Raw genomic sequence first — 20,536 nt, 5'->3', positions numbered from 1 at the left:
TTTTTAAGTGACAAGAAAATCATATACTCTACTACGTTTCGTAGGCGCATACTTTATTTTGCAAACTCTCCGCTACCGCTCCAAGTTTCGCAAAAAAAGATATACGAATAAAAACCCCTGCCAGTAGCAAGGGTTTCTAAAAATAATGCACAAGTTTATACATCGTTATACATAAAATGAAATATATGGCATAGTAGAAGGAACTTTTGGATACAGGTATTTTTGTGTTTAAGCAGGTTGTGTGCGATTTTCATACTTATAAATCGTTGTTCTATTCCTACCATCTGATTTGGATTGGTAGAGAGCTTTATCAGCTCTTTCAATAATGGTTTTTGGATGTTGATCTTCTGGTTGTAAAGAAGTAATCCCTAATGATATTGTAATCGGTTTGCCAGTTGGACTAGTCGTTTCTGCTATCCTTGTTCGTAACCGTTCGGCAATATGAAAGGTATCAGATTCCGTTTTGTGTTTAATTAAAATGACAAACTCTTCTCCGCCATAACGGAAGCACAAATCCTCTTCTTCACAAAAACTTTCCATAATCCGAGATAAATACTTTAACACGTCATCCCCGATTAAATGTCCGTACGTATCATTTACTAGTTTAAAACAATCAATGTCTAGCAGGATAAGCGAAAAGGGAGTTCTTGTTTCCACGTATTCCATAATAATGGAGTCAAACGTTCTCCGATTAGCGATTTCTGTTAAACCATCGATTTGAATGTGCATATTTAATAAATGTATGTGATTTTTGATGTGATAGAAAAGCTCACGAAACTCATAGATACTCGAATGAATTTGTAGATTCTCAATCGATACAACTTTCTTCTGAGTGATTGCATGCTTTGAAAATTCCGCCAAATTATTTAATGGTTTTACAAGGCTGCGAACTGAGAGCCAAGCAATGATTAAGAGGATCGTTAAAAATGGAAGCGATTGAAAAGCCATCTCTTTAAATAATTTATGAAGTGGCTCTTGAAGTACGGATACAGGGGTTTGAGAAACAATTCCCCATCCTGTACTTTCTTCGAAGGCATATCCCATAAAAAATTCGATTCCTTGGCTATTTGTAGTTTGAGCTTTCCCACTTTCTCCTTGTCGAATTTTATCAACAACGGCATTGTTAGTCACGACCTCATTAATTCGGCTTGCGTCAGGATGATAAATAATGCGACCAGTATGATCGACAACATACACATAAGAACCGTTATCATATCCATGGTTTTTCAACGTACTTTTAAGCACATTTTCTGATTCTAAATAAATGGTACCAACGATCAGACCTTTATAGTTTCCTGATTGATCAAAAATAGGAGCAGATAGGAGCAATACTAACCGACCAGAAGTCGCGCGATACGGTTTTGAAATAAAAGGTTCTCTCTTAGAGAGAGCGAGTTTCATAGTATCTGTGCTAATTTTTTGTCCTGCTTGTATCTTGACTCCTCCCTTAGCTGGAATAATAGAAGGACTCATTCTTTGAATAACTCCGTCTTGATCAACAATAAAAGTAGAATTAAAATCAAGACCATTAGCAGATTTCCATGTATCTAGATCTTTTTGGGTAAACCCTTTATTTCCTACGAGCTGTGCTGCTGCATTAAGATTTTGCTGCATAATTTCAAGTAAATTATAGGTGTTTAAGGATAATTTTTTTGCGTAATTGTAGTTGTTTTCTAGATATTCTTCTGTTAATGATTTTTTCATTGCATTTGTAGCTGAGTACCAATTAACTAGAATAGAAATAATCAGTGAAAATATGACCAATATACTTATTGCAACCTGTAGTTTTAATCCTTTTTTTGCATTCATGCTTTTCTTTCCCCTTAATTAAGCGTGTGTATAGAATATATTTAAGTTTTAGTAGTAATATAGTACCATTAAATATGACTTTAGTTTAAGTGATTATTTCACAATCTATACATTTTTACCAAAGAAGAATAGATAAAAAGCTGATATTAACGAAGTTACACTTGACTCATCTTTCTTCATACAAACACACTCCTTCATTTTAGAACAAAAAAAATAGGATTCCCCTGGCCAGGGGAATCCTATTATATAATTTAAAATCACAAAAGTACATAATAGCATAAATAAATTATTTTGTCAAGTTAAAATCATTAATCACAGCTTTTTTCGTACAAATATTGACACCTAGCAAGCGTTAAATGGATAAAAAGGCTTTTCTTCAAGTGGCTCAAAAAAGAAGGAATTCTTGCCGTACCCCAGTAAGGGAAGAAGATACTGACACAAATAATGGAATTTGGGCAGGAGGAATTGCCCTACTCAACCTGTTTATAGTTTGGCATTCTGAAACTCAAACTGTAGATCAATTCTTTAACACTCCTGAATGGAGATCAGCCTTTGCAAATTGGTGTACACAAGTAAGAAATGCTTTTTATATTCAGACAGAGCCTCAGTTCAAGTACAGATGTGATTGATAAACTGGTACTTTAGCAAAAAGTCGAAAATATACAAGGTTTTGTTCACCTTTATATATTTTCGACTTATTTACATAAAAACAAACATTTCCATGATGTATCTAAATGAGGTTAGAGATTTTGGGTTATAAGGTGGGATTCATATAATCCCTTTTCTTTTTACTAAATTCATGGAAATCAATAATTAATCCGGATTTCATCATAAAATTTACTCCAAGGATTCCAATTAAACTCGTAAGTTGCCTTTGTTATTCCTAACTGTAATTGAAAGAAATCTGCCTAATAGTTATCAATTTCTTAATCCGAACAGTTTATCTTCAGCAAAGCTCACTTTTTTCCCAGCTGCGTAAATTCTTCTTGGTCTCTCATTTTTACGATTTAGTCCAATCTATTCTACTTCATCTGTATAAAAAAGTGGTAAGACTTATCCTTTAATAATTACATTCTAAAAATACTACTACAAAAATCACTACAAGATCTTTCAGCCTCTAGTTTTCTTTTTGAATAGATTTCCTCTCCTCATCCTTCTCCAATTATCCATTAACACCTCAGGTAATAATAAGAATAATAGATAAAAGAAGCATTATCACAGCATTAATGGCCATCAGTGGGCTATGCTTCGCACGGAATAAGTGGGCATGTATTGCACCAATCATTAAAATAGCAAAAAGAACAGCTGCAAATATCAACATTCTTTGAACCCAAAATGCTGCTAATAATCCTAATACACCTGTTAATTCTAATGTAGCAATGACAAACATAAACCACATAGGATACCTATACTCGTTCCAATGATGTACCATCATTGGTTTACGTAAAAATTTGATAGCCGCGGAAAATGCAAACATACATATTAAAATAACCTGAGCAATAATTAAAAGTATCCTCAATTAATAAACACTCCTTAAACAAAAAATTGAAAATTCCCCACTTAAAATTACTATAATTGATAATGTAATAGTAATCTGTAGTCTAGCCTACCAATTAACGTATAAGGGGGAAATTTGGTGGATAAAATTAAATACTTATCGAGAATCCATTTATTCCATGATTTGGACATAGGAGAACTACAACAAATGGAATCCATTGCTCCAATCACTGTAACTAAGAAAGGTACTTTAATTACCTCTCCCAACAAGAGTCAAAAACGACTGTATTTAATAAAATGGGGAAAAGTCCGTATGTATACCATATCTAACAACGGAAAAGAACTTACGATTGATGTATTAGGATCGGGACATATATTTGGGGAAATTAGCCTTTTTGCCCCTGGGTCCCACCTTATATACGCTAAAGCTATAGAGGATTCTGTTATTTGTTCAATAGACAAGGTTCAGTTTGAACAAATTATAATTATAATGGAAAAACCAGATATTGCATTAAAGATAATAAAAATTCTCTCCACTCGTTTAAAGGAAATGGAAGAGATGATGGAGCAAATGGCATATGGGAGCGTACGAAACAAGCTACTTTTTTTATTAAACAGATTATCAGAAAAATTTGGAGAACCTTTAAACGAGCATGCTGGTGGTGGAACTGAGTGGATTCAATTAGGGGTAAAGGTTACACACCAAGAGTTGGCTAGCATGATGGGAAGCATTCGTGAAACCGTAACAGAGTTATTAAATGAGTTAATTTCTGAAGGAGTAGTAAACAGAACAAGTACTCGCGGTTTTTTTATCATTCATCTTAAACGATTAAAGGAAACTATAGAGAATACTATATAATTGAGAAGCCACTGTTGTTCTAGTATTCATCTACCATTGGAGTTGAATAAACTAGTAAAGGATCCAGTTATTAAATATGTAAAAACTATTGAAAAAGACTCTATGGATTGATACAGATAGTTTGAACTGAACCCTAATTGTTAATTGTGTTTAACTTTTAGGGTTTAGTTCAGTCTTGTATTTTAAAGTTTTCAAAAGCATACATTCCAAGTTAAAAAAACATATTTCAGTATAATAAAACCTCATTTACTTATGATACGGTTCACCACACCTATTTAACGGGCAGTTTTTCTCCTTTTATTTCCTCAATTTACCCATCTTGAAATTTCTCAAATCGTCTTTTTCCGCCTATTATGTCCGGTTCTTTTTATAAAATATGGGCATAATATCCATGGCAATCACAAATAAAAGAGGTGACTTTTCATTGCTCATACAACGACCATGCGCTGGGTTCATCAGTATGGTCCTACATTAGATGAGCGAGTAAGACATCATATTAAGCCAACCAATGATTCTTGGCGAGTCGATGAGACGTATGTGAAAGTCATAGGTCAATGGATGTATTTATATCGTGCTGTCGATTCGAAAGGAGATACCATTGATTTTTATCTAAGTAAAACAAGAAAAAAGGCTTCAAAGCATTCTTAAAGAAAGCTTCATGTTCGTTCTATGTTTGGATTCAAGTTGTATGAAACGACCGCCTCTATATTGAGTGGCACTGAAGCCATGTGTATAATGAAAAAAGGACAGCTTCACCAAGTGAAGTCTGCCCAAAATGAAATTCGTCATTGCGATTCCAAATGTATCCGTTTCGCTTCAAAATAGAGAACCTGAATGAATTTTTTCGTATCGATGCGAGCGGGTAGTGTTGACTCATTGTTTAATTCTGTCATCTTTCTCCTTACGGTTGTAAAATCAAAAAACTTAGAAGCGTAATTTTCGAACTTCGGGTTTAAAAAATCAGTAAGTCCAAGGGACGCCAAATGGTTTAATGACTGGTAAATTGCCCTTCGGACCCGTTGTTTGGATGCTTTAACCTCTCTTTTTAATTCCATCTCTGCAGCTGATTCTCCAAGTCTTTTTCGAGCTAAATTCACAAAAATCTCTTCTAGAGTAGGAAACTCTTGTTCAAACGTTTTATCTTGTTCATATTGATATAAATAATCTAACATATCCAGTAAATCTTTACTCCCATTTTCAGTAGCTATCCCTAATTCGGATAAAAGAAAATGACTGGAAGTTCTTATATGTTTTTCGTTGCGGTATTTTTCCTGCAGACTTTGATGACAATCCAATTTAAGCACCGTATTGAGCGACTTTTGAATGTTCTGTATCGATTTTTCCAATTGGATTCGTTCGATGACTTTCTGAATGACCGTTAACACTTCGATCCTGTTAATCGGTTTGATTATAAAGTATTCAACACCAAGCGAATAGGCTTCACCAATCAGTTCTTTCGATTCCACTTGAGAAATCATGATGATTTTCCCTTTGAATGACGGTTTTATTTGACGAATCGTTTTAATTCCATCTTGAATCGGCATTAACAAATCGATGAATAAAATATCGATATTTTTCAAAGTTAGCATTTGTTGATCCAACAATGAACCGTCCTCAGCTTCTCCTACCACTTCCCCAAGATCCTCATCTTCGATGATTCGGGCCAACATCGAGCGAACCACTTCGTCATCATCTATTATATAAAAAAACATCGAATCACCCTTTCTCAATTAAATGATCCACCAATAATCGAATTATGAAAATCGATCCTTTTCCTTCCGGTCTGTCCTGGAACGTAACATCACCTTCAAGTTCTTCGACCATTTCTTTTACATACGATAATCCAATTCCTGTCGATGGGTTACCATTAAGATCATATTTAGAAGTAAACCCAGGCTTGAAAATTAATTCTTTATCCTTCAGTGCAACACCAGGACCGTTATCTCCTATCCGAAATTCAACCGAATCATGCTTCTTATCAATGTCAATTGTGATGGTTCCTGTATCTTTGATGGCTTCTACAGCGTTTGCAACGACATTATTAATGATCGATAGAATGGTGTAAATATGATAATGAGGATGTGTGCCATCAACCGTGTACACAAATTGGATGTCTTTCCCTAGTAAACGGGCGTATTTATCGTTTGCTCGTACGATGATGTTTGCCAGTTCATGTATGGACATATAATCTGTAAAACTTTCATCGGAAATCAGCTTGGAGAGTCCAGCAAAAATACGTTGGTTATCCTTTTTAACCTCATGGACTTCACCAGCAATTTTCAATGCTTGTCGTCGGAAATCCTCGACCGGAAAGCTCAGTTGTTCATTTTCTAAACTGTCTAAGCTTTTGTATAGATCATACGATTTTTTGGTTATATTTTCAGCATCTTGCAACGTCTTCTTTAAATGAATCGATTCTTCGTATAAATTGGAAATGAGCATAAGCATGTGTTCATTTTGTTTTCTAATGTGTCTCTCCCTCGACTGTGCTTCATACAACTTCATCATATTGAAAAAGCTTAGAACGATAAAACTGTGGGAAAATGCGATAACGATTATCTCATTCAGTGCCGCTAGTGTAATCGTTGTTTCTAATACGAAATATTGAATGATTAATTCCACACAGTCAGACAATATTTCAATTATGAAGCCAATAAATCCAACCATTAAAGGTTGGTGGTGAAAGCGATTGATTTTTGCTAAATAAAAGAGACAAGAATAAGTGAAATAAAAGAAAAAACTAGGATAGTGGGTCTGGAAAGAAGATGTCCAGTCAAAATCCTCCTGCATGATGAAGCCTAACAGGATACGAAATTCCACAACCACCACTCCTGTTAAAAAACCCGGTAAAAATGCTGGCATTCTCCGTAACAATAACAAAAAGAAGAAAAATGTTGGTGCACCAAAACTCATTCGAAACGTCTCATTTAAGGGGAAAGACTTTATTTCGCCAGCTAATGGCACAGTAACCATCATCAGAACAAGAATATAGATATCTTTTTTCACTAACGTGCTAAGATTCAAATTAATCACTTCCCCATTTTGACTGAAAATCAGTATACAGCCTCATTCACCTTAATACAACGCTTACTTTATTTTTCGAAAAAAAATTACGGATTCGATTATAAGAAATCCACCCAACTTGGACGTAACGTACTCATACTGCTAATCTTAAAGGCTTTGTACCAAGTATGGCAGCAAACAATCTATTTTTCTGTCCATAATATCCGCACCAGAATTTGTAAAAAAAGTCCTACTTTTATTTATTTTTAGAAATTTTAATTTTTTTCCGTAGTTTTTTGTAGTTTTACGTATAATTCTGTAGCTCCTATTTTAAGTTAAACCTACGTTTTTATTTTTAATGGACAAATATGAAAGCGCTTAATGATTTTTACTAATCACACGTTAATGGAGGAACTTCTAATGAAGAAACTAACTACAAAGAAATAGGCTGCTCTCACCGCACTGGCGTTAATGTCTTCGGAGATTATTACCGTCTCTTTTACACTTATGCATTAAATCCTGTTGAAGCCAAATAGACTACGGCAGTTGCTACAACCAGTCCCATTAAGAAAAACTTGCCTAACATTAAAATTCTGGCAACGGGCGGTACCATCGCCGGAACTGGTTCTATTTCGACCCAAACCACTGGCTATCAAGCTGGTGTCCTAACTCCAGATCAACTGATAGTAGCGGTTCCTGTACTAAAAAACACAGCTAACATTTCTACTGAGCAGGTGGCACGCATAGATTCCTGTACGTCCAATACCAATGCCGTAATGGTCAAATCGGCGAAGGAAGTCCAAAAGGAATTGGATGATCCAAGATGTGACGGCATTGTCATCACTCACGGTACGGACACCATGGAAGAGACGGCTTACTTCCTCAACCTGACTGTTCATTCTGACAAGCCGATCATCATGGTTGGTTCCATGCGTCCTTCTACGTCACTCCCTGCTGACCAAATTTCTTTAGTCCTTGTATTGATGGTTACATCTAAAGGAATCGCAGGGGTTCCTGGAGTATCATTCGTTGTACTATTAGCGACACTCGGTACAGTTGGAATTCCGGTAGAAGGATTGGCATTTATTTCCGGTGTTGACCGTCTTTTAGATATGGCGAGAACAGCCGTTAATGTCGTAGGTAACTCGCTTGCAGCGGTTGTTATTTCTAAATAGGAAGGTCAATTTAACGAAAACGATAAAGCCGCCTATTTAAAAGAAGTAACGAACAAAATTTCATAATATTTATCTATTTTATTTGCTTCAACATAAATTACTAAACTTTAACAAGAGGTGACGATATGCAGCATTTACTGGAAAATATGATTGGCACAACAAACGATTTTCTATGGTCAAAGTTATTGATTATTATGCTAGTTTCATTCGGTATTTATTTCACATTTAAATCGAAATTTGTACAATTTCGAATGTTGAAGGAAATGGTCCGTGTTTTATTGGAGGGGAAAACTAGTTCTAAAGATAGCATTTCCCCATTTCAAGCGTTCTGTGTTGGAATGGCGGCTCGCGTTGGAACAGGTAATATCACAGGAATTGCGATTGCGATTGCATTGGGTGGTCCTGGAGCGGTATTCTGGATGTGGATTATTTCTATTATTAGCTCAGCATCCAGCTTTATTGAAAGTACGTTAGCACAAGTATACAAAGTAAAAGATAAAGACGGTTTCCGCGGCGGTCCATCTTATTATATGGAAAAAGGATTAAACAAACGTTGGATGGGAGTATTATTCTCCATTTTAATTACGATTTCTTTCGGTCTTGTATTCAATTCTGTACAATCAAATACCGTTTCGATTGCTTTTGAGAATGCATTTGGTGCAGATCGTTTAACCCTGGGGATTATTATGGCACTTATTTTCTCTGCGATTATCTTTGGCGGTGTGAAGAGTATTGCAAAAGTAGCTGAATACAAGGTTATGCTTTTAGCTGTGTTATACATCGGTATTGCATTATTTGTCATCGTTACGAACATAACACAACTGCCGGAAGTTCTTTCTCTTATTGTTAAAAACGCGTTTGGCTTTGAACAAGCTGTAGGCGGTTCACTCGGCGCTGCGATCATGCATGGAGTTAAACGTGGCTTATTCTCGAATGAAGCGGGTATGGGGAGTGCGCCAAACGTTGCCGCAACGGCAACGACAAGTCATCCGGTGAAACAAGGACTTATTCAAGCCTTTGGCGTATTAACGGATACACTGATCGTCTGTACAAGCACAGCATTTATTATTTTATTCTCCGATGCTTACAAACAACCAGAGTTAAATGGTATTGCACTTACACAAGCAGCATTAAGTGAACACGTTGGTTCCTGGGCATCAGGCTGCCTTGCCATCTTTATTTTCCTATTTGGATTCGGCGCGTTAATTGGTAACTATTATTATGGGGAAACAAATATTCGCTTTTTACACAAAAGTAAAGCATTGTTGATGCTATACCGAACAAGCGTATTAGCCATGATTATATTCGGTTCAGTTGCAAAGATTCAACTTGTATGGGATTTGGCTGATTTATTTATGGGCTTCATGGTTATCGTGAACTTAATTGCCATTCTTTTATTATCAAAAGTAGCTTTCGCTGCTTTAACAGACTATATGAAACAGAAAAAGGCTGGTAAAGATCCCGTCTTTTATAAAGACAGTATTAAAGGTCTTGAAAACATTGAATGTTGGGATCGCTCTCAAGTTGCTTCACCTTCCAAAAAAGAAGATGCTATCTAAATAAACAATTGGACATGGATGTTTATCCATGTCCAATTGTTTATGTATGAGTGTTTGCCAATCTCTTGGCAAATACTCATACGAATATTTTTCAGCCATTCAAGATGTAAGAACAGAAAAGCCGAGAACAGCGAAAGTTACTGTGAAAGAAAAATGAAAGAAGACTTGTTAAGTCCGTTTTCATTTTGTGCATACACGTAAATCAAGCAGGCACGTTCACCTCTCTAACGCTTCTTTTATATAAAGGCAAGAATTTTATTGCCCGTTAATACATGACAAAAAATGTTCAGCACGATGTCTGAACATTTTTTGCTTGCCATGATTTTAAAAAATACTTAAATCCCATTCTTGTGCGATATGTTCCAATAACATCACGCCTGGCAAACTATTGCCATATTCATCAATGGCTGGCCCATATATGCCAATACCACATCCATCTTGAAACGGCAGTTCCCTTCTCAATCTTGGAGGGACAACTGCCATAATTCCTCCGGACACTCCACTTTTAGCTGGCAATCCGATGAAAGCAGCAAATCTGCCAGACGCATTGTACATTCCACAAGTAAGCATTAAGGCTTTAGTTAATCTAGCCACCTTTTTAGGTAGGATTTGTTCTTTAAGAATAGGATGATATCCATCATGTGCCAGAATCAATCCTATCAAGGCTATATCCTCTGTATTGATTTCGATAGAACATTGTTTCAGGTAAACCTCTAGGGCTTCCTCTACATCCGATTCTAAAAAACCGGTCTCTTTTAAATAGTGAGCTAAGGCCCTATTGCGATGGGCTGTTTGCCATTCAGAGTGAAACACTTCCTCATTGATAGCTGGACGTTTCCCTATCATTTTTTCGATTAATGTGTAAAGAAATTCTAATTTAGTTTGTGCTGAATTTCCTGGCAAGAGTGAAGCTACCGTAATCGCTCCTGCATTAATCATAGGATTAAAAGGCTTTCCTGATTTATGCATCTCTAAACGAATAATTGAGTTGAAAGCATCTCCAGTCGGTTCCACATCAACCCGCTCTAACACATAAGAAATACCTCGACCTAAGCATGCAGCTATAAAGCTAATCACTTTTGATATACTTTGTAAGGTGAAAGGGACTTCCCAATCTCCTGACTTTATCATTGTTCCATCTGACCCCATTATGCTAATGCCTAATTGCGATGAATTTACTTTTCCTAAAGCAGGAATATAAGTGGCGTTTTGTCCTTTAGTAGCATAGGAGCGATAATGTATTACCCATTCATCTAAGTAAGCTTTCCTTTGACTATCAACCTGAACGTTATGCTCCTTTATCATTTAACCATATTCCTCCATCCCATTAATTTTATACAGTATAAATTTTTCTTTATGGGGAACAGACAATAAAATGCAAAAAACAAGGTCAAGATTATCCCCTTTTCTCATAGATTGATAAGTAATGATCAAAAGATGTAGCATATCCAAAATTTATAGATTTCTGCACCATAATCTAACAAATCATAGGCTATATTGCTCCAAAGGATAATTCAGCGTTAAAAATGCGGTCAACTCTTTACTTTTTTGTTTCCGTTCTTTACGCATTCTTGTCCGCTCTGGTGCGGTTTCATGTAATTTTCTCTCTTCTTCGGTTTCCGGAATAACTTGTGGAACACTTGTTGGGCGTTTATGCTGATCAAGTGCCACAAATGTTAAGAGGGCAGTCGCTGCAATTTTACACTCACCGCTTTTTAAGTCTTCAGCAATGATTTTTACAAACACTTCCATCGATGATGTACCTGTCCATGTTACATACGATTCAAAGCAGACGGAATCTGTTGGTCGAACAGGATAGGATGTAAAAAATCAACTGAATCTGTTGATGCAGTTACACATTCTCTTCGGCTATGACGAGCTGCAGAGGTTGACGCAACTTGGTCCAAATGACTCATTAGCCGACCACCAAATAACGTATTGTGATTATTTACATCGTTTGGGAATACACGGCTTGTTCGTATCACTCGTGATTCTTTGCAATATTTTGCTTTCATAAACACATCTCCCTAAAACATATCAATCTGTTAGCGTTATATTTATTCCATTCTGGAAATTAGCTCCAATCCTACATGCTCGTCAATAGGAATCTAACATTTTTATTTCTTTGGCTGTGTTAAATGTTAATGTTGAAAAATAGTAAAAATTTTAGGGAATGCCTTCAAATAATGGTATTCCCTATCCAATAATCTTATATGAGAACCTATACAAGCCTGGTTGTCTAAAGCACGTTATCCCTAAATAAAGTTTTTTCTATCCACTTTAAAAAAGCATTTCTTTCAACGCTCTTGATTTTACAGTCTAACATCATTACATACTCCAAAGATCATCATAATCAATGTCTTTTCCGGTAATATCCCGAAGAGCTTTTATAATTTTCCTGGCATTTTTCATTGTCGGTCCTTCTTCATATTTCGGCTGACACAGTCTGCTAATTGTATTGCGAGAAACTCCGCTTTTTGTGACTACAATCTGCTGCGTTAAATCGTGCTTATCTAAAAACTTCCCAAACTTCGATCGTCTTTTTTCTAATGAAAACCAAGCCATACATAAACCTCCTCAACTATCCTGCACCGTTAATTGAATAAGAAAATCAACACTAATCTTTAACAGGGCCATTTCTTTAAGGACTCTCTTTTGGTTTCTAAGTATAAAGCCAAGGCTCTTTCCTACTGAGAAATCGTTTCCAAAAACCTATTTTATTAAGCTTTAACCTTCTAATAATAATAATTCTAGATTTTCCAAAGCTTTTTTACGATAACCAGGAAACTGACAGCTTCTTTTTCAGCGTCAAACTCAAACATTATAATACTGCTCTTTGAACGGACAGTGATTAACCACATGAAGAATTCCATCCAATTAAAAGAGTATGTTTTAACCCTTTTTAATAGATTGGTAGAGTGATTTACATTTTATACCCATCCACGGAAACGTGAAGCTTCAGCCGTTTTTCTTATTCCAACCATATAGGCTGCTAAACGCATATCCACTTGATGGGCCTGTGAGGTTTGATAAATCGTTTCAAAAGAATCAACCATGACTTTTCGCAGTTTGTCAGCCACCTCTTCCTCTGACCAGTAATATCCTTGATTATTTTGAACCCATTCAAAGTAAGAAACAGTGACACCACCTGAACTTGCCAGTATATCTGGTACCAGGAGGACTCCTCTTTCATCTAAAGTTTTGGTAGCCTCAAGGGTTGTTGGTCCATTTGCCGCCTCCACTACAATCGATGCTTTAATACGATGGGCATTTTGTGCCGTAATTTGGTTTGAGATGGCAGCCGGTACTAAAATGTCACACTCCTTTTCGAGTAATTCTTGATTCGTGATGACATTAGTAAATAAATTGGTAACGGTTCCAAAACTATCGCGTCGCTCAAGTAAATAATCGATATCAAGCCCTTCCGGATCATAAAGAGCCCCATGCGCGTCCGAAATCCCAATCACTTTCGCCCCTGCATCATGCATGAATTTCGCCAGAAAGCTTCCCGCATTCCCAAAGCCTTGAACCACGATGCGTGCACCTTGTAAGTCCATGCCTTTTTTCTTTACCGCTTCTTCAATGCAAACCGTGACGCCGCGTGCTGTTGCTGTTTCACGGCCTTGTGAGCCCCCTAAAACAATCGGTTTGCCCGTAATAAATCCAGGAGAATCGAATTCTCGAAGACGGCTGTACTCATCCATCATCCACGCCATAATTTGAGAATTCGTATACACATCCGGTGCTGGAATATCTTTTGCGGGGCCGACAATTTGGCTGATGGCACGAACATACCCGCGGCTTAATCTCTCCAGCTCCCCAAACGACATGTTCCTAGGATCGCAAATAATACCACCTTTTCCTCCGCCGTAAGGAAGATTTGTTATGCCACACTTCAAACTCATCCAAATAGATAATGCTTTTACCTCTTCTTCATTTACTTCAGGATGGAAGCGGACTCCTCCTTTCGTAGGACCTACTGCATCGTTATGTTGAGAGCGATAGCCGGTAAACACTTTAATGGAACCGTTATCCATTCGAACTGGGATACGTACCGTGAGGATTCTAACTGGTTCTTTTAGTAACTCGTACATCTCATCGTTGTAGCCTAACTTCTGAACCGCCTCTTTTATAATGAGCTGAGTGGAATTTAATAAATTTAACGTTTCATTTTGCGTACTTTCTAGCTTTTGAACATGATCACTATTAACAGGTACTGTCACTTTCATTCTTTACACCTCTTATGTTATAAGTTGTTTTATATGAAAATATTTTGCGACTCCATTCGTTTCTGATTTTATCTAATGTTAGAGTAACCCTCTTCGGAAAATACCCCACCTCCTTAGAAGAACAGCTGGATAGTAAAGAAGATAGTATGAATCCTTAGCTACTTTACCTATTTTGCTCTAGTTAACTATCAACTAGAATTCCAAGTGTTAAACATTACAATACTAGGCAAGTGCATTCAAAAATATTTAAAAAACTACAAAACATAAAACTTGTTAAACGTCTTCATATTTGTTCCAATGAAAAGTTTGGTTTAATTTATAACAAGAACTACGGAATTTAACAAAAAACTACAAATAACTACAAAAAAAATTATAAGTTTAAAAAATGACTGTTATACATATCAATCGGTTCAGTTCTAGCGCAAAAAACTTCAGGAAAATTCCAAGTAACCTCTAAATCCTGAACATACTGATACAAATGAAAAAGGGACAAACCCTTCAAGAGAAGAAGTCTGTCCCAAATCAATTTCATTTATCAACTATTTTTTTCAGTATAAAATGGATTCCACTAGAAAACTTTTTGCTCCTTTATATGGCCTCTAAATATTTGCACCAGAACCGTTTTGTCCTTGCTACACTTCGCTTCTTCTTTCACCACTACCCCCGTTTGTTGCATAAGAACACAAATAGTGCTGCGCGTAGTGTAATAATAAAGCCAGCACTGTACTCTAACTCTTTAATAAAGGCTATGTTAAAGCCTAGTGTTGATTTTTGACTCATTTAGGCGAAACGCGTTGGCAACACATATTTTATTACGTCCAGTATTTTTGGCTCGATATAAAGCTTTATCGGTATTTACTGTTAGCTTATTATTTTAAGTTAGGAAAAGGAAGTTTTTTCTCAGTTTTACTAAATATGCGTAAAATTAGTATTATACGAATAGTTTTAGGTTTGATTTTAAAAGCCTTCTTTTACTACATAAATGTTCGTTAAATTAAAAATTGCCCTTAATTCGTCAACTTGCAGACTCCCTTCAAGTAAGCCGCAATATAAAATTAATGGCATATGAGCTTAGCTGCCTGTTCAATTAGAGCGCCCTTTAATTGACTAACTAAAATCTAAGCTCACTCATAATACCACTTAATTCTTCTTCAATTAACGAACCCGTTTGTTTAAGTACTTTTCTTCACAAATTTGTCCTTTTTTCACAGTTTTTTATTACAGGAATGCTGCCCAGTTAGTAAAAAGCGACTGCTCATATTGAACAATCTCATCCATTTAGTTCCAAGAATATTTCCCCAAAAAATACTGTTTTCGTAAAACAATCTGGCTTATTTTTTACCTCCGCGAGACCATATCACTACTGGAATTAGTAATAAGGATAAAATTCCTCCAGTAATTGATAATGTTAGATAACTTGAACCCGCCACAATCATTCCAGACAATGCTCCGCCAGCAGCTCCTGACAATGCAATTAAAACATCCACTGTACCTTGAGTTTTAGCCCGTGTGGAAGTTTCAGTTGAATCAACAATAAGTGCAGTCCCACTTATCAAACCAAAATTCCATCCTAATCCAAGTAGAGAAAGAGCAATTACTAGAAGAACCATAGAATCTCCGGGTGCAAATGCTGCTATTAAACCTGCCAGAAGCAACGTAGTTCCGGAAGCAATAGCCATCGCAGTACGCCCCAACTTATCAACAAGGACACCTGTAACTAGCGAAGGGAGATACATGGCACCTATATGAAAACCAATAACAAGACCTACTGCACCCAAGCTATGTCCATGATGTCTCATATGAACTGGTGTCATTGTCATAATAGCTACCATTACAATTTGAGTAAGAACCATAATGGTTGCCCCAACGATTATGCCTCTTTTGTTTTCTGCATGTTCAGTTGTTGTCAAATGTCCTTTATCACTAGGCTCTTGGTTGGTCGCTTCTATCGTTCTTGCTATAACTAATGGATCTGGACGAAGCATTATGAAAAGCACAACACCCGCCAAGATATATGCCGCTGCCGCTAAAATGAAAGGACCAGCAAGTGATGGAACACCAATAGAAAGAGCGAAATTCCCCATCACATTCACTAAATTTGGCCCTGCAACTGCGCCAAATGTTGTAAAAACCATAGTAATACTAATAGCAGTCGCTCGCTGTTTACTATTCGCTAAGTCCGTACCTGCATAACGGGCTTGTAAATTTGTTGCTGTCCCTGCACCATAAACAAGTAGGGAAGTGAATAACAAGAAAACACTATTTATTATTGCTGCAATTATGACTCCTATTGCTCCAAGTCCACCAATCATAAAACCCGCTGTAAGACCTGTACGACGTCCAAACGCTTGCGAAAGTCTCCCAACAAATAGGGCTGCTCCTGCTGACCCTAAAGTAAGTAAAGCTGAAGGAAGTCCAGCAAACGCATCTGTACCGAGCATTTGCTGTGCAAGAAGTGCCCCCACAGTAACTCCTGCTGCTAACCCTGCACCACCAAAAATTTGTGAAATACTTACAACGAATAGCGTACGCTTGTATAACGCTTTTTGTTTTTCTGAAGAACCAATGTAGCTTTGTAACGAAGCTGTTTGGACGTCTAACGCTTTTACACTATCTTTGTGCAACATAATCTAACCTCCCTTTCTATAAACCTCCAACTAGATTTGAATCATCATAACACGCACAAAAAAAGCCACACAATATTATAATTGTATGGCAAACAATATTATGTAAGATCGTTGAGCAAACGTTTAAGGGTAATCAATCCTTGCTCAAGCTCTTCGAGTGTTTTGGGTGCACAGACAGAAACCCTTACAGCCCTTTCTGGACAACTATTTCCAACTACAAAACGTTCAGCCGCATACACTTGTACTCCCTGCCCAGCAGCTAACTTTTCAAACTCAGCACCTGTAATCTCGCCTGGTAATAACAACCAACGGAAGATACCTGTTTCAACACCTAAACACGTATAGTCTGCAAAATATCGATTTACGATTTGGTTTCTGCGAATGGTTTGTTCCCGATGACCTTCAATTAAGACTTCAAATTGATTCGATACAATCGTACGTGCTGTAAGTTCTGCTAATAACGGGGAAACAGTTATATTTAAATTATAAAGTGCCTTTGAAATCGGCTCCTTAAATTGACTTGGTACTGCTACATAGGCTAGTCGTAACCCCGGTGCTAATGATTTAGATAAACTTGCAATATAGATGACCTGTTCTGGGGCAAATGATGCGACTGCTAGAAGTGGTTTTTGATTAAGAAGATGGTACGAGCCATCTTCAATAATGAACTGATTATACTTTTTGGCAATTGCTGCAATCCTTTTTCGATTCTCGACCGACATAAAGGAAGCTGTCGGATTATGATAATCTGGAATCAAGTAAATACCTTTAATATTTTCATTTTTACACGCATATTCAAAAGACGTTGGACTCATTTCATAGTTCTCTGATTTTATCGGTACTATTTGCACACTAAGCATTGCTGCAACAGTCTTTAATCCAGGATATGTGTGATCATCAACACCAATGCGATCTCCAGGCTTACAAAGACTTGCCAATGTAGCAGCAATCGCATTTTGACCCCCATTTGCAAATAAAATGTGATCAACGGTTGTTTCAAACCCACCTCTTCGGATTAGCTTTATAGCTGCATCCTTTTGCCAAAGGCTTTCGCCTGTCCGGCCATAACCAAACCATTTTTCATAATCTGTCTCTTGCAGCATACTTTTTAGTTGGAGTAGCAGCGGCTCATACGAAGCATTATCTGGTAGTGTTGCTCCCATTTCAATTAAATGCTTCGGCTTTGAATCTTCAAGTAAATATGCGTTCGATAACGCATCATACGATACAAATGTGCCACTTCCGACAGCTGCACTTAGTAAGCCCTTTAACTCACAAACTTTAAAAGCTTTTGAAATGGTACTTAAATTTAAATCCAAATAATCAGCCAGTTCTCTCTGCGGAGGAAGTTTTGTTCCAGGTAATAAAACTCCGTTTAATATATCCTGTTCCAATTGCCCTGCGATTGTTTGATAAATAGGCTTTTTAGTTTTATCAATCGATGGCTTCCAGCTCATTGGATAGTTTTCAAAAGAATTAATCGGCATCATACGCATCCTTTTTCACACAATTATATGATTGTACTATTGATAAAACAATTATCATTTTCTTTAATATTATGCCTCTTAGTGAGTATCCGAGCAGCGATTCTTTTTACTTAATTCTTTCGAACGAAAATAGGAAAAGCTGAATAAGGATGAATCCTTAATTATAACGCTTGTACCCTTTATTACACTAACTGCACCGTTAGCCATCCATGAAGCGCAAAAATCAGCGCTTCACCACAGAGAATGAAAAAATACTAAGATGTCTATAATGGTTCTTAATCCAGTCAACCAATCTATAGATCAATGAATTGCAGCTCTCTTTTTTTACGAATTAGAAGGGCCTTCTTTGGTGTTGTCTTTTTTTGTAATAAGAGAAGTTTATTTTCATGGTAGTTGAAGAAGCACAATACATTTAAGAAATACAAATTTAATTTATTCCGCCTCAAAATGGCTCATCTTACTGATGCACCTTTTGTTAATTTGTTTTCGTTTGGCTACTTAATTAGTGACTACCAAATGAACAAGCCGACTACCATAGCACTTAACAAGGAGACAGCCATCCCACTCACTAACATCCTCCATACATTCCTTCCGATGATATGCGATTTTTGTTCATCTAGAATAGAATTAAACGTTCCGTAAATCATGCCAACTGTACTGAAATTTGCGAATGAAGTTAAAAAAGTCACTGCTACCGCAATAGTATGCGGAGCCAAGTCTTTGATATGATTTTTTAAGTCGAGCATTGCAACAAACTCATTTGTAGCCATTTTTATTCCCATTAATTGAGCTACATACATAGCATCGTCTCCAGTTAAACCTAGCAAGTATGCCAATGGGCTAAAAATAATGGAGAATATTTTTTGTATGGTCAAACCGTCAGCAAATACTCCTAATATACCATTTACAGCTGCCGTTAAAGCTACATATCCAATAACCATAGCTGTGATAACAATAACCATTTTTATGCCAACAAGCATGCTGTTTGAAATAGTTGAAAAGAAATCCTTTCGTTCCCCTTTATCAGGAACGTAAACAATATCTTCTTCTTTGCTCACCTTGATTGGGTTCAGCATGTTTGCTATCAGTAAGGCATTCAAACAATTTAATGGAATAGCAACAAATACATAAGTAGCAGGCACCATAGATAAATATGCTCCAATGATTGAGCCGCTGATGCTGCTCATACTCATAATTCCGAACGTCAGCAGGCGCTGTTCTCTTAATACACTGAATTGATGGCGGAGAACTGCCAACGCTTCAGTGTTTCCAAGAAACATCATCTGAATAGAAAAAAAGCTCTCCAGCTTTGGCAGACCTGATAGTTTGGAGATGAGCCAACCTATCTTATCGATGAGCCATGTCAATATTCCGAAATAGGTTAAAATGTCAAAGAAAGTGACAATGAATATAATTGGCATTAAGGCACTAAAAAAGAAATCAATTTGCTCATTTCCCATTGCTGATGGGAATACAAACGAGATCCCTTGATTTGCACAATCAACTAACCATGTAAAAAAGGATGCGATTTGATTAATGACCCACGTGCCTATGGTAGTTGATAGCATGAACCATGTCATAAGCAATTCAGCGATCAACAAAAAGAAAATAGCTTTCCATTTAACATCCCGTTTTTTAGGAGAACATAAGTAAACCAAACCAATTACCACAAATACCCCGATTACATTTAATAGAAAGTACAATGATTAACATCTCCTTATCTCTACCATCTCCAAGCAACTTAATTTAATGTTTGTTTTTTTTACATCTTTCATGTACCTAGAAACGAAATTATATCAATGAACCAATAATCAAAAGCCAAAGTACTTTAATAAAGTTGAAAAAAATGAAAGCTTTTCTGTAAATAAAAAACACCATCTTAATTCAAGCTTATAAGGTGGTGTTTTTTATGACCCTATTATGTAGTGCACGGTTTATTACAAAGGAGAGGGATTAGTTCTAAAATATCACTTAATTCTTATTAAACTAACGCACCCGTTTACGGAGTAACTTCCTAATCTATAAGAAATTGAAGCCACTCGTACTTTGGTTCATGGGGTACTACAAGCAAACGCTATAAACATACGCTAAGTAATTGTTCAGATAAACAGAGTTACCGAACACCTTGTAAAAACATTTTCCTTAACCAAATTTCACACTAAATTTGGTATTGGACTGTCAACACTAAACTAAACAACTTTTTTAAGGTGTTCAAGTTTATATTGAATTGGGCTCGTGTAGTTTAGCGTCCCATGGATTCTAATATGATTGTACCAATGGATATAATCCAT

14 protein-coding genes and 3 pseudogenes are annotated in these 20,536 nt (G+C 36.6%); 5 read left to right on the top strand and 12 right to left on the bottom strand.

Annotated features, from left to right (window positions below; genetic code table 11):
• Window positions 1-228: 228 nt before the first annotated feature.
• The gene (locus ACE199_RS20380; protein ID WP_375351362.1) at window positions 229-1,809 is read right to left on the bottom strand and encodes a sensor domain-containing diguanylate cyclase; all 1,581 of its coding nucleotides are present in this window, start codon (window positions 1,807-1,809) and stop codon (window positions 229-231) included.
• 416 nt (window positions 1,810-2,225) lie between these two features.
• Between ACE199_RS20380 and ACE199_RS20375 the strand changes: the two are divergent.
• Window positions 2,226-2,438 (top strand): annotated as a pseudogene (locus tag ACE199_RS20375) (hypothetical protein); the annotation flags it as partial.
• A 548-nt stretch (window positions 2,439-2,986) separates the two neighbouring features.
• On the opposite strand, the gene ACE199_RS20370 reads toward ACE199_RS20375, so the two are convergent.
• Entirely contained in the window at window positions 2,987-3,328 is a 342-nt protein-coding gene (locus tag ACE199_RS20370) for a DoxX family protein (RefSeq protein ID WP_375351361.1), read from the bottom strand.
• Between the two features lie 117 nt (window positions 3,329-3,445).
• On the opposite strand from ACE199_RS20370, the gene ACE199_RS20365 reads away from it, so the two are divergent.
• Both ACE199_RS20365 and ACE199_RS20360 read left to right on the top strand, forming a co-directional pair.
• On the top strand, window positions 3,446-4,165 hold the full coding sequence (locus ACE199_RS20365; protein WP_375351360.1) for a Crp/Fnr family transcriptional regulator: 720 nt from the start codon (window positions 3,446-3,448) through the stop codon (window positions 4,163-4,165).
• 417 nt (window positions 4,166-4,582) lie between these two features.
• Window positions 4,583-4,990: pseudogene (locus ACE199_RS20360) on the top strand (DDE-type integrase/transposase/recombinase); the annotation flags it as partial.
• Here the strand turns inward: ACE199_RS20360 and ACE199_RS20355 are convergent.
• Together ACE199_RS20355 and ACE199_RS20350 are read right to left on the bottom strand one after the other, a co-directional pair.
• Window positions 4,951-5,877, bottom strand: a complete 927-nt coding sequence (locus ACE199_RS20355) for a response regulator (protein ID WP_252295220.1) — start codon at window positions 5,875-5,877, stop codon at window positions 4,951-4,953. The pseudogene ACE199_RS20360 and the gene ACE199_RS20355 sit on opposite strands and share 40 nt — an antisense overlap.
• A gap of 4 nt (window positions 5,878-5,881) precedes the next feature.
• Window positions 5,882-7,198, bottom strand: a complete 1,317-nt coding sequence (locus tag ACE199_RS20350; protein WP_375351359.1) for an ATP-binding protein — start codon at window positions 7,196-7,198, stop codon at window positions 5,882-5,884.
• 545 nt (window positions 7,199-7,743) lie between these two features.
• Between ACE199_RS20350 and ACE199_RS20345 the strand changes: the two genes are divergently transcribed.
• Both ACE199_RS20345 and ACE199_RS20340 read left to right on the top strand, forming a co-directional pair.
• Window positions 7,744-8,343, top strand: a complete 600-nt coding sequence (locus tag ACE199_RS20345; protein WP_375351358.1) for a cation:dicarboxylate symporter family transporter — start codon at window positions 7,744-7,746, stop codon at window positions 8,341-8,343.
• Between the two features lie 125 nt (window positions 8,344-8,468).
• Window positions 8,469-9,902 carry an alanine/glycine:cation symporter family protein gene (locus tag ACE199_RS20340; protein WP_375351357.1) on the top strand — a complete coding sequence of 478 codons (1,434 nt, stop codon included), beginning with the start codon at window positions 8,469-8,471 and terminating at the stop codon, window positions 9,900-9,902.
• Between the two features lie 324 nt (window positions 9,903-10,226).
• On the opposite strand, the gene ACE199_RS20335 is transcribed toward ACE199_RS20340, so the two are convergent.
• From ACE199_RS20335 to ACE199_RS20300, 8 genes and pseudogenes are all read right to left on the bottom strand, one after another.
• Window positions 10,227-11,207: a glutaminase gene (locus tag ACE199_RS20335; protein WP_375351356.1), complete on the bottom strand. Its 981-nt coding sequence runs from the start codon at window positions 11,205-11,207 to the stop codon at window positions 10,227-10,229.
• 180 nt (window positions 11,208-11,387) lie between these two features.
• Window positions 11,388-11,917, bottom strand: a pseudogene (locus ACE199_RS20330) (acyl-CoA thioesterase).
• Window positions 11,918-12,230: 313 nt separating this feature from the next.
• Window positions 12,231-12,467, bottom strand: coding sequence for a helix-turn-helix domain-containing protein (locus tag ACE199_RS20325; protein ID WP_252295216.1), 237 nt, complete (start codon window positions 12,465-12,467; stop codon window positions 12,231-12,233).
• A 365-nt stretch (window positions 12,468-12,832) separates the two neighbouring features.
• Complete coding sequence (locus tag ACE199_RS20320) at window positions 12,833-14,131, bottom strand: Glu/Leu/Phe/Val family dehydrogenase (RefSeq protein ID WP_375351355.1); 1,299 nt, start codon at window positions 14,129-14,131, stop codon at window positions 12,833-12,835.
• Between the two features lie 1,331 nt (window positions 14,132-15,462).
• Window positions 15,463-16,761, bottom strand: coding sequence for an MFS transporter (locus ACE199_RS20315; protein WP_375351382.1), 1,299 nt, complete (start codon window positions 16,759-16,761; stop codon window positions 15,463-15,465).
• A gap of 95 nt (window positions 16,762-16,856) precedes the next feature.
• Window positions 16,857-18,245 (bottom strand): aminotransferase-like domain-containing protein, encoded by a 1,389-nt coding sequence (locus ACE199_RS20310; protein ID WP_375351354.1) that lies wholly within the window; start codon window positions 18,243-18,245, stop codon window positions 16,857-16,859.
• A 509-nt stretch (window positions 18,246-18,754) separates the two neighbouring features.
• On the bottom strand, window positions 18,755-19,948 hold the full coding sequence (locus ACE199_RS20305; protein ID WP_375351353.1) for a nucleoside transporter C-terminal domain-containing protein: 1,194 nt from the start codon (window positions 19,946-19,948) through the stop codon (window positions 18,755-18,757).
• Between the two features lie 486 nt (window positions 19,949-20,434).
• Window positions 20,435-20,536: an IS3 family transposase gene (locus tag ACE199_RS20300; RefSeq protein ID WP_375349433.1), complete on the bottom strand. Its 102-nt coding sequence runs from the start codon at window positions 20,534-20,536 to the stop codon at window positions 20,435-20,437.

This window comes from Peribacillus sp. Hz7 (assembly GCF_042136355.1).
In the GTDB taxonomy this organism is placed as follows: Bacteria; Bacillota; Bacilli; order Bacillales; family DSM-1321; genus Peribacillus; species Peribacillus asahii_A.
Note: the sequence above shows the minus strand (reverse complement) of the source record. Positions and strands in the feature narration are given on the sequence as shown.